The sequence below is a fragment of the Chryseobacterium sp. genome, assembly GCF_008014695.1.
Taxonomy (GTDB): domain Bacteria; phylum Bacteroidota; class Bacteroidia; order Flavobacteriales; family Weeksellaceae; genus Kaistella.
In genome coordinates, this window is the sequence record NZ_VOXE01000003.1 from 481,429 (window position 1) to 493,578 (window position 12,150).

Annotated in this window: 6 protein-coding genes; all 6 read left to right on the plus strand. The window is 38.8% G+C overall.

What is annotated here, in order from left to right; genetic code table 11:
* Positions 1–58 precede the first annotated feature (58 nt).
* The 6 genes from infB to FUA25_RS10105 all read left to right on the plus strand — a co-directional run bounded on the left by infB (position 59) and on the right by FUA25_RS10105 (position 12,145).
* The gene (infB, locus tag FUA25_RS10080; RefSeq protein WP_147756783.1) at positions 59–2,944 is read left to right on the plus strand and encodes a translation initiation factor IF-2; all 2,886 of its coding nucleotides are present in this window, start codon (positions 59–61) and stop codon (positions 2,942–2,944) included.
* 104 nt (positions 2,945–3,048) lie between these two features.
* Positions 3,049–4,965, plus strand: a complete 1,917-nt coding sequence (locus FUA25_RS10085) for a S8 family serine peptidase (RefSeq protein WP_147756784.1) — start codon at positions 3,049–3,051, stop codon at positions 4,963–4,965.
* Between the two features lie 102 nt (positions 4,966–5,067).
* The gene (locus FUA25_RS10090) at positions 5,068–7,833 is read left to right on the plus strand and encodes a SusC/RagA family TonB-linked outer membrane protein (protein WP_147756785.1); all 2,766 of its coding nucleotides are present in this window, start codon (positions 5,068–5,070) and stop codon (positions 7,831–7,833) included.
* Between the two features lie 18 nt (positions 7,834–7,851).
* Positions 7,852–9,267, plus strand: a complete 1,416-nt coding sequence (locus tag FUA25_RS10095) for a RagB/SusD family nutrient uptake outer membrane protein (protein ID WP_147756786.1) — start codon at positions 7,852–7,854, stop codon at positions 9,265–9,267.
* On the plus strand, positions 9,257–10,105 hold the full coding sequence (locus FUA25_RS10100) for a hypothetical protein (protein ID WP_147756787.1): 849 nt from the start codon (positions 9,257–9,259) through the stop codon (positions 10,103–10,105). The genes FUA25_RS10095 and FUA25_RS10100 overlap by 11 nt, the downstream gene beginning before the upstream one ends.
* 96 nt (positions 10,106–10,201) lie before the next feature.
* Positions 10,202–12,145, plus strand: a complete 1,944-nt coding sequence (locus FUA25_RS10105; RefSeq protein WP_147756788.1) for a putative porin — start codon at positions 10,202–10,204, stop codon at positions 12,143–12,145.
* Positions 12,146–12,150: the final 5 nt, after the last annotated feature.

Consider the following 12,150-nt stretch of genomic DNA (forward strand, 5'->3'; position numbering starts at 1 on the left):
ACAATAAAGTTGATTTAATTAACTTTACAAAAAATTTAAATAAAAGTATAAAATATACATGCCAAAAATTAGATTAAATAAAGCGGTTAAGGAATTTAATATTTCGATGACAAGACTCGTGGAATTTCTGCAGTCTAAAGGAATCGAAGTAGAAAGCAACCCGAACGCTCAATTGGAAGAATCGGCATATTCTGCATTGGAAGCTGAGTTCGCCAAAGACGGTGAACAGAGAAAAGCTTCTCATGAGGTCGTGATTACAAAGATTCCGGAAGAAAGACTGGAAATTGAAGTCACCAAACCTGAGGTAATAAGAGCCAAAGCAAGTTTAAGACCCGAAACAAAAGTTTTGGGTAAAATCGACTTGAATCCTAAAAAACCGGAAGTTGAGGTTGAAAAGAAGCCTGAACCGGTAGTAGAAGAAGTAAAAGAAGAAGTTAAACCTGTTCCGGAAACGCCTGCCGTTCCTGAAAAACAGGAATTTAAAATTCTGGATAAAATTGACCTTTCTCAGATCGAAGGCAATAAACCAAGATCATCTAAAAAGGAGGCGCCAAGTAAGGAAGAACCGAAAAAAGAAGAACCGAAAAAAGAAGAGGAAAAGCCTCTTCCGAAAGCTGAGGAAACTCCTGCACCGGTTGCGGAAACTCCTGCGTCGGCAGCGGAAACTCCTGTTCCGGCATCACATGCCATTCAGGAATCTGAAAATCTGGGTTCCGATACGCACGCAACCGTTTACCGGAAACTTGACGGGCCAAAAATCCTGAAACAGACTGTGGATTTGTCACAGTTCAACAAACCAAAACCTCAGGGGGGCGCCAACTCAGCAGCTGCCAAGAAAAAAAGGAAAAGGATTGAGAAGCCAAATCCTCAGGGTGGAACTGCCCAACCGGGGCAGGGTGGAACCAATACGCAGGGCAACCGTCCGCAAGGTCAGGGCCAAAACCGTCCGCAAGGAAATCGTCCGCCAAACCAAGCCGGAAACAACAATAAACCGGGAGGTTCGCGCAGAGGAACAGACCGCGTAATGCCGGTAGAACTTACCGACGAGCAGGTTAAGAATCAAATCAAGGAAACCCTGGAAAAACTTACCAATAAAGGAAGTAAATCTAAAGGATCCAAGTACAGAAAAGAAAAAAGAACCTACAGAAGGGAACAGGATGAACTTCAGCAGGAAATCGATGCGGCAGACAGAACTTTAAAGGTTACTGAATTTATTACCGTAGGCGAATTGGCCAGCTTAATGAATGTTAGCCCAACCGAAGTAATTTCCGCATGTTTCTCTTTAGGAGTAATGGTAACGATGAACCAACGTTTAGAAGCGGACACGCTTTTACTTGTTGCAGACGAATTCGGTTTTAAAATTGAATTTTCCGATGCAGATCTGGAAGAGTCAGCCACCGAAGAAGATACCGACACCGAAGAAGATCTGATCCCAAGAGCGCCGATTGTTACCGTAATGGGGCATGTTGACCACGGGAAAACATCTTTACTCGATTATATCAGAAAAACAAATGTAATTGCCGGGGAATCCGGTGGAATTACACAGCACATTGGTGCTTATAATGTTCAGCTTGAAAACGGACAGAGAATTACGTTCCTGGATACACCGGGTCACGAAGCCTTTACCGCGATGAGAGCCAGAGGTGCACAGATTACCGACATCGCAATTATTGTTATTGCAGCGGATGATGATGTGATGCCACAAACAAAAGAAGCGATTTCGCACGCTCAGGCAGCGGGGGTTCCGATGATTATTGCCCTGAATAAGGTTGATAAACCGAACTCCAATCCTGATAACGTTCGTCAGCAGCTATCAGGAATGAATATATTGGTGGAAGAATGGGGCGGAAATGTTCAGTCTCAGGAAGTTTCTGCAAAATTCGGTAACAATATGGATGCTTTGCTTGAAAAAGTATTGCTTCAGGCTGAATTGCTGGAACTGAAAGCCAATCCAAATAAAAACGCGCAGGGAGTTGTTATTGAAGCTTCACTGGATAAAGGTAGAGGTTATGTTTCAACAATCCTCGTACAAAGCGGTACCTTGAAAGTCGGCGATTATGTATTAGCCGGTAAAAACCATGGTAAAGTAAAAGCGATGCTTGATGAAAGAGGGAAATCTCTGGAAGAAGCAGGACCTTCAATTCCGGTTACAATCTTAGGATTAGACGGTGCTCCGACAGCAGGTGATAAATTCAGAGTTTTTGCAGACGAAAGAGAAGCAAAAACCATAGCCACGAAAAGAGAACAGCTGCAGCGCGAACAGTCCATCCGAACCAAAAAGCACCTTACGCTCGACGAACTCGGAAGAAGGATTGCCCTGGGAGACTTCAAGGAACTTAATATCATCCTTAAAGGTGATGTTGACGGATCTGTTGAGGCGCTTTCGGACCAGCTTCAGAGTTTATCGACAGAAGAAATCAGCGTAAATATCATTCATCAGGGAGTCGGACAGATTACCGAATCCGATGTTCTATTGGCCGCAGCTTCAGACGCCATTATGATTGGATTTAATGTAAGAGCCGGTGCAAACGCAAAAGAGCTTGCTGATAAAGAGGAAATCGAAATTAGAACCTACTCGGTAATTTATGCGGCAATTGATGAGGTGAAGGAAGCCATGGAAGGAATGCTTTCTCCGGAGATCAAAGAACAGGTGATTGGTAACGTAGAAATCAGGGAAGTATTCAAGATTTCGAAAGTCGGATCCATTGCAGGTTGTATGGTGTTAACCGGAAAAGTTTCCAGAAACTCCAAGATCCGCCTGCTTCGCGACGGTATTGTGAAGTTCGACGGAGAACTGGAAAGTTTAAAACGTTTCAAGGATGATGTTAAAGAAGTTACCAAGGGTTACGAATGCGGACTGAACTTAAAAGGATACAACGAAATTGAAGTCGGAGATATCCTGGAAGTATATGAAGAAGTCGCCGTCAAGAAAAAATTAAAATAATTTTAGAAAAAATATCAGAATCAAGAAAAACTAAAGCAATTTAGTTTTTTTTGTATATTTACCCATTCATAAACAATAATAATATAAATATAATAAATTCAATAATGAAAATTAAATCTTTATCGGTTCTTTTACTGATGGTGCCAATGTTCATGTTCTCTCAGACTAAAGAAGAAAGAGCGAAAATTGCATCATTTTCAAATAAAGAATCAAATGCTGTTTTAGCACAGCAACTTAAGGAGGAGGATTATGCGAGAAAAATACGTCTCAATAATTATCTTCAAAATAACCCAACTGTAAATAAAGTTGTAGTAGATGATAAGGGAGGAATCATAGAAATTATTGATGTCCTTCCGAATGGTGAAATAATTTATGCGAAAACGGATAATGCCGGGTCAGCTATTACAGCACGTGCAACCAGTCTTTATAGTGGAGGAAGCCTAGGATTAAATATTCAGGGTCAAAATATGATCGCAGGAGTATGGGATGGTGGAAGCGCAAGAAATTCTCATCAGGAGTTCATGGTAAACAATATCTCCAAAATAGATATCGTAGATGGTTCGGCAATGGCCGAGCATGCTACACATGTTACCGGTACTATTGCTGCACAGGGTATTGTACCTTTGGTGCGCGGTGTTGCATTTAATTCATCAATTAAATCCTATGACTGGACTGGAGATTTAACTGAAATGCTCACGGAAGCTTCGACAGGATTGCTTGTTTCTAACCATTCATATGGTATTGGCTCTTTGGGAAGCATTTGGTTTTATGGAGCATACGATTCAAGAGCAAGACAAATGGATAATATTACCTATAATAATCCTTTTTATTTACCGGTTATTTCAGCCGGAAACGATAGAGGAGCTACGGATACTCCGGGTTCTACCCAAAATGCCGCGAAAGCAGGTTATGACTTGATTTTCGGACATGCTAATGCTAAAAACGTTCTTACTGTTGCAGCTATAGGGCAAGTTTCTGCATATACAGGCCCGGCCAGTGTGGTAATGTCTTCATTCAGCAGTTGGGGGCCTACGGATGACGGGAGAATAAAGCCGGAAATTTCTATGAAAGGGGTTCAGGTGAGATCTACCTTGGACACTTCAGATACCGCTGTAGGTTTTATGTCGGGTACTTCTATGGCCTCGCCTGGTGTTACCGGAGTTGTTTTACTTTTGCAGCAGTACTACAATCAACTGTATTCAAACTATATGAAAGCAGCAACTACAAAAGGTCTCATTCTGCATACAGCTGACGAAGCAGGAGATTTTGTCGGACCTGATTACTCTTTTGGATGGGGACTTATTAATGCTGAAAATGCAGCTAAAGTGATTCGTGACAAAAATTTGGTTACCAATAAAAGTATTGTAGAGGAATTAACTTTAAACAACGGTGGAACTTTTACCAAAACAATATTAGCTACAGGTACAGAGCCACTAAAAGTCTCAATATCATGGACCGATCCGGCTTACCCGGGACAAAATAATGGAGATATTGACCCTACTACAAAATATCTAGTTAATGATTTGGATGTTAAAGTTACTAATGCTTCAGCCACTGTTTATTACCCGTGGAAATTACAGGGAATGGCTGCTTTTTATGATGCAGCATCTAATAATTCAACAAATAATGTAGATACCTTCGAACGGGTTGATATTAACAATCCCGTTGGTTTATATACAATTACTGTAACGCACAAAGGAACGTTGGTTGGAGGAAGTCAGAATTTCACTCTTATAGCTACATCTAATAATTTAACTACTTTGTCTGCAAATGAAACAGAAAGCAGCGACAAGCAGTTGCAATTATATCCAAATCCTGCACAAGATTTTATCTATATCAAAAACAATAATTCTGTTGAGGCAAACATCTCCATTTTAGATGTTTCCGGGCGAGTTGTCCTTAAACAAATTATACATGATGGTAAAATTAACATTAAAGGATTAGTAAAAGGTAATTATATTTTGGTCTATCGTGATAAAAAAGGTCGCGAAGTTTCCCTAAAATTCATTAAAAGCCTCTAAAACAGGGGGTTTTTCGTGATCTGTAAGTTTCTAATAATAAAACTTGTATATGTTAATTTAAATTAACATATTTGTCGAATTAAAATATTAAAATTTGTTAATATGAATGTAAAATTACGAGTATTAAGTGCAGGTGTTCTTTTTTTCATTGGGCATGCTGTTTCAGCACAGCAAGTTACGGACACCACAAAGGTTGCTGAAATCGAGGAGGTTGTTCTGATAAATACCGGGTATACCCAAGTGAAAAAGGAAAGAGTTTCGGGTGCTATTACTTCGGTTAAAGCTGAAGATATTGAAAACACTCCTGGTTCAACCGTACAGCAAGCCTTAGTTGGTAAACTTTCCGGTGTTGATATTTCCTTTGGTTCTGGAGCTCCAGGATCTGCTAATTTAAGAGTTGATATTAGAGGAACCCAAACCATTAATGGTGCTGTGTCTCCACTATATATCGTTGATGGTATTCCGATCTCGGCTTCCGCTTTTCAGCTTTTGGATCCTAACAGCTTTGCGTCTTTAGATGTAGTTAAAGATTATGGTACTGCAGCACAGTACGGAGCATCAGGTGGTGGAGGTATCATTTTGATCACTACTAAAAAAGGAAGAAACAGAGGTAAAGCATTGATAACGTATACTGGACAGACAGGGGTTACATCAAGAGCGAAAGATAAAGTATCGATGATGAATTCCAGACAATGGAATACATTCAGAAGAGCGATCGGCGAAAATAATCCATATACTTTTCCTTCGGTTCCTTACACAGATGCAGAAATAGAGCGTCTTTCATTAATTAATACCAATTGGGCTGATCTAGTTTATCGGGATGGAGTATTTAATCAGCATAATTTGGAGGTTTCCGGAGGGTCTGAAGATTTTACTTACTATACCAATTTAGGTTACTTTAATCAGGAAGGAATCATCAGGGGTTCAGACCAGGAAAGAATTACTGCTACGGTAAACATTGGGGCTAAAGTAAGTGAAAAATTTTCACTGAACTTTAATAACAGTTTTACGTATAGTATGAGAAATAATGTTTCTTCTGAAGGAGCAATTAATCTTAATAACCCTGCCGCCGTTGTATACCTTGCGCCACCTAGTGATACGCCTTACCTTCCAGATGGATCCTTTAATACAGGTCCTAACCGTGTGGGCGGTAATTTCTTAGAACAATTGAATACAAGGGTTAGCGTAACCAATCAGTTTAGATTGGTGAGTGGTGTTAATGCAACTTACAAGATTGCTAAGAATTTAACAGCAAAACAGACAGTTGGTATTGACTTTAGAAACTCTAACGGAGAATCTTATACAGACCCTGATACAAACTTAGGAGCAGGTGTAACTACTGGAAATAGAGGTGCATTAGGAAGAACTAATAGTCAGGTTTCATCAATTTTGAGTAATACAAATGTTACTTACCAAAATACATTTGCAGATCGTCACGATTTAAGTTTGACTGGACTATATGAATATTATGGGAAATTTATTAAATCCTTTGGTTACACAGGTTATGGTTTGAATAATCTCTATGATAACAGTCCTTCCGCGATTTTAATATCTGATTTAACGCTGCCAGCTCTCTCAGGAGGTTATACCAAATATCACAGATTGGCATATGTTGGATTATTAAATTATTCATTTGATGACAAGTACAGTTTCAATGCATCTATCCGTAGAGAAAGTGCTTCAGATTTTGGAGACAATTTCAAATGGGGTACATTTTGGGGCGCAGGTTTTGCTTGGCAGTTGAACAAAGAAGAGTTCATGAAGCCTTTAACCTTTATCAATATTTTGAAGCCTAGAGTGTCTTACGGTGAGGTTGGGAATCCAACAGACCCGGAAACATCTTCTCCGTACGGAACTTCTAGAAATTATGCATCTGGATCATATAATAATGAGACTACACTGAGTCCAAGTAATCCTGGAAATCCAAATTTTAAATGGGAAGTGGGTAAAGAGTTAAGTGTTGGTCTTGATTTCGGTTTCTTAAGAAACAGAATCAGCGGATCTTTAGATTACTACAGCAGAAAGACTTCTGAATTGTATTTAAGTAAAACACTTTCAGGAACTACAGGTTTTTCTTCTATTGATAACTTCAATGCCGGAACAATGGAAAACAAGGGTTATGAAGTGCAGTTAAATGTTGACGTTATCAAGAATGACAATTTAAGATGGTCATTATTCGGAAACTTTGCACAGAACAAAAACAAGGTTACTTCTCTTGGCGAGGTGAATGAGTATGAATTAGGAACCTCAATCGTTAGAGTTGGTTTGCCAATAGGCTCCCACTACATGGTAGGTTGGGCAGGTGTAGATGCTTCCAATGGTCAGGGACTATATTACGATTTAAACGGTAATGTTACTAATTTTTATACTGAGGATAATAGTACTGCAAACTGGGGATCATTTAAGCCGGAGATCATCGGTGGTTTTGGAACTGAAGTGGCTTATAAAAATTTCTCCTTAAGTGCTAATTTCAGATTTAAAGACAAGTACTATCGATTCAACAATGAGTCGTATTTCAAAGAAAATCCGAATTTTGCACAGTATAATCTTTCAACAGATATGCTCAACATGTGGACTACACCTGGACAGGTTACCGATATACAGTATTATAAGTCTCCAAGACAATTCAGCTCTAAAGATATTGAAGATGCATCATTCTTGAGACTGCAGGAAGCAAGATTAAACTATAAAATTCCTAAAAGTGTCTTAGGAGATTTTATTTCAAGTATTGATTTATTCGTAATTGGAAATAATCTTTATACATGGACTAAATGGACAGGACTTGATCCGGACGACAGTAATAATATTGGACAGTATGAGTATCCTTTTTCAAGAACGATTACGTTTGGTGCAAAGATTAATTTTTAACCTTTTAATATAATAAAAATGAACAAAATAAAATTATTAGTACTTTTATCTGCGTCATTATTCCTCACTAACTGTAGTGATTTAATGAATGACAATTTAGATCCAGATTCAGTAATTGAAGAAAATGTCTTTAAGACAGTGGAAAACGCAGAAAGAGTTGTTTTGGGTGGATATTCAGCAATACCTACCAATTCAAATATCTATGCCCAAGCCCTATTAACGGACGAATTGAAATATGGTCCGAAGAATAATGGTCAGGGTAAGGAAGTTCATTCGTGGACATTCACTTCTGGAACTGCAGAATTCGCAGGTGTATGGTATGGAGCCTACGGTTCAATTTCGAATGCAAACAAATTTCTATTGAATTTTGATAATATTCCAGCAATTACGAATGATGATATTTCCAAAAAGAATCAGCTAAAAGGTGAGGCTCTTGCCCTGCGGGCTTTTAATCATTTCTTATTGGTACGCAGTTTTTCGCCCAAGTATAGCCCTGCTGCTTTAGGAGTTCCGTATGTTGTTACCGACGACATTTTCGCTCAACCAAGCAGGCCTACCATGCAGGAAACATATGCTGCGATTATGGCTGATGCTGATGCGGCTTATCCATTGCTTCCAGATACCAACCCAAATAATAAATTTAGATTTACTAAAGGGGCGATAAGAGCGATGCAAGCTTATGTGGCTCTCGAAATGAATAATTTTGATGCGGCGATAACTTACGCAGATCAGGCATTGGCAATTAACAGTTATCTGGCAAACAGTTTAGGAACTGTACAGGGAACTTGGACTGACGCGAATAAAGACGAGCTTTATTTTTACCAGGCCAATTTCCCAGGTTCAGCATCTGCAGCGCCCGGAGCATTGTTTACCACTACGGCTATTTCATCCGGAGGACTGGTTTATTGGAACCCTAGTGTAACCCTATACAATACATTTGCTGCAGGAGATTTCAGAAGAACAAGATACTTCTCTGGTAACACTTTAAATTTTAACACTTTTATAGTGAATAAGTACCCGGGGGTTTCTGGAAATTATGGGATTAACAATGTTAAGCTATTTAGAGTTGCAGATATGTATCTTGTGAAAGCTGAAGCCTATGCAAGAAAGGCTGCTCCGGATTTAGTGGCATCTTATAATGCTTATCTGGCAGTGAGAACCGCAAGGAATGCGGGTGCCTCCATTGGATTCTCAAGTCAAACAGATGCAGTAGATAGAATCCTGGAAGAAAGATGGAGAGAATTTGCTTGGGAAGGTTCAAGACTTTTTGATTTAAAAAGAAATGGCAAACTTATAACAAGACAGGGAGTTGATATTTATCCGCTAAATCCGATCCCAACCTTGACGGATATTAACAGATATACGTATCCAATCCCTACTTCTGAAACAAACGCAAATCCAAATATCCAACAGAATCCTGGATATGGCAATTAATTTAAAAAATTTAATTAAAATGAAAAATTTAATTTTAGCAACATTATCGTTGTTTTTAACACTCAGCATATCTTCATGCTCTGAGGCTGATAGAGAGGCCGATTTCTATAAAGGCGACGCCTTCCTGAACTTCAATAAAGGTTTAGATGGAAATGCTTTTGTAGTATCAGGGACAGGTCATCTTGACTATCCTATTTCTTACGGAACTGTAAAACCGGTAACTACTTCGGGACAGGTTAAACTTGTTGTAGACGCTGCGAATTCTACAGCGGTTGAAGGGGTTGATTTTCAAATCCTTAATAATGCAACTGATGAACTTACTCCGGGTGAAACTGGTGGGACTTTTACTTTAAGAGCTTTAGAGGCAGCAGCTTCCCAAACTCCTAAAACAGTAACTTTCAAATTACAGTCTTCTTCTTTCCCAAATGCTATTTTTGATCAAAAGTATACTCTTAATATCTCTTTAACTTGTCCACTTTCAAGTTTCCTGGGTACGGGTTCTTTCTCGAACACAACATCATTCTGGAACACACCTGGAGGAATCTATGAAATTGAAGAGTCTACAACTCCTAATCAGCTTTTGGTTAAAGATTTCTGGGATATCGGTATTGATATGGTTCTTAACTACAATCCTAGCACTTTTGTTGTTACAATTCCAGATCAGGATACTGGCTATGCTTATAATGCTACAGCTCATATTTGGGCAAAGCCTTCTACCGATGTTACTCAGGTTTCTTCTTTCAACCCTTGTACCCGTAAAATGACTTTGTATGTTTATTACTATGTACCAGGTGTTGGTAGCTATGGTAACAAGATTGAATCTTTTAGCGGACTTTAAAAAGTTCTTAAAATAAATTCAGACCTAATTAAACCCCGCTTTAGCGGGGTTTTTTATTGACGTAATTTTAGTACTTTTGCTATTCAAAATCCGAACATGAAATATGTCTTTCTTGTTGTCTTCCTCTCTTTTGCGGTAGCTTCAAAAGCTCAGGTAGTAAATAAAACAGATTCTGTTATTCTTCAAAGTAAGCAGGATGATTCTCTGGTCATTGATTCTGGAATTAAAGATTCTCTGAAAATCTTTAAGCCCACTATTGATGATTATAAATTCCAAACACAGTTTTCAGAAAAGAAAGTATTCGATACTGTTTTGTCGCCCGACAAGACTTATATATTTTCCCAATACAATAACAAAGATAATTTTGGAAAGCAGCGTTTTTCCAATATCGGTTCCGGCTTTAATCCGTTGGTATTTGAAGTAAACCCCGAACAGAATCTTTCGCTTTTGCCCACGAATAAATCTTTTGGGATTTTAGGCATCACTGACATCAAATATTACGACGTAAAAACGCCTACAACGACTTTTATCTATCACAACGCTGTAAAAAACGGTGCGGCGCTCAATACAACCTATACCCAGAACATCGGGAAGAACTTCAATTTTGCCCTTGAATATTTCGGACTGCGCTCTCAGGGAAATTTCCGGAATGCGCTTTCCGCAAATAACAACACCCTATTTTCGGGACATTTTATCAGTAAAAACTCCAGATACGAAGCCTTTGCGCATTACCTTCATCAGAATGTCAACAATCAGGAGAACGGCGGTATTGTAGACGATGCTCTATATCTAAGTGGAGATGATACTTTTAATAATAAATACAATGTTGAAGTTAATCTGCTGAACTCCAATTCGCAGTTTTCGTACCGCAGATATTATTTCAGTCAGCAGTTTACGCCTTTCAATTCAGAGAAATTTCCATTTAAAATCCGGCATACCATTTTTCATCAAGGTAACAAATACTACTATAACCAAACATCACCGGAAAGCTATTGGGTAGACAGTGATACCGATTTAGTCGTAGGATATCCTTATGTTTCAGAAAAATATTCGAAAAATTTAAGCAACACCTTTTCTCTTGTTTTTGATAATGAAAAATTTAAACTCGATGCTGGTTTCCGTCACCAGATGATTAAACTGGGGGTCGAAAATCCATTGACGGTAAATGCTGTTACAGTTCCTGGGGAGCTGAAGGAAAACCGTATTGGCGCCGTCGGAAATCTAGGCATTTTTCTGTGGGATAAAATCAATCTTAATTCTTTCCTCGAAATTTCCCGTGGCAAAGAGTTTGGAAATTACATCAGAAGCGCAAATAAACTGAGGTTCGAACCGGTTAAAAATTATTTTGTGGATGCAAAAGTCAATTTCCAGTCTGCTTCACCGAGTTTTAACTATCTGATGAACACTTCGGTTTATAAGAAATTTAATTATTTTCTGGAAGATCCCCAAAACGAAACCATCATGGAAATTGGTGGCAATATTAACCTGAACTGGTTTAAGTCTCAGCTTTTTGCCAGTTATTTCCGGATCGATAATTTCACCTATCTGAATGCAACGGGGCAGCCCAACCAAAGCCAGACTTCCACCAACATTTCCCAGATCGGCGGCAATGCCACTTTCGATTACCGGAAATTTCATTTAAATACGCGTGTTCTTTTTCAGAACGCACTGACCAATAAAGAACTTTACCCAATGCCGAATTTTGTGGGCCGGGCAAATCTTTATTATCAGACCAAAGCCTTTAAAAATGCTGCTGAAATACAGACGGGCATTAAAGTGAATTATTTTACGAAATTTGCTTCGCGGGATTATTTTCCGGTGCTTAATGAATTTATTCTTCCGAATCCCGATTCGTTTTCAATCGGCGGACAGCCTGTTGTTGATGTTTATTTTAACATGAAAGTTAAAAAAATGTTTATCTTCATCGAAGGACAGCATATGGCTGAACTTTTTTCCAACAACAAAGTCTACAGTGCGCCGCACTATCCGTTCTACGATTTCCGCCTGAATATCGGGATTGTATGGTATTTATTCAGTTAAAAAGA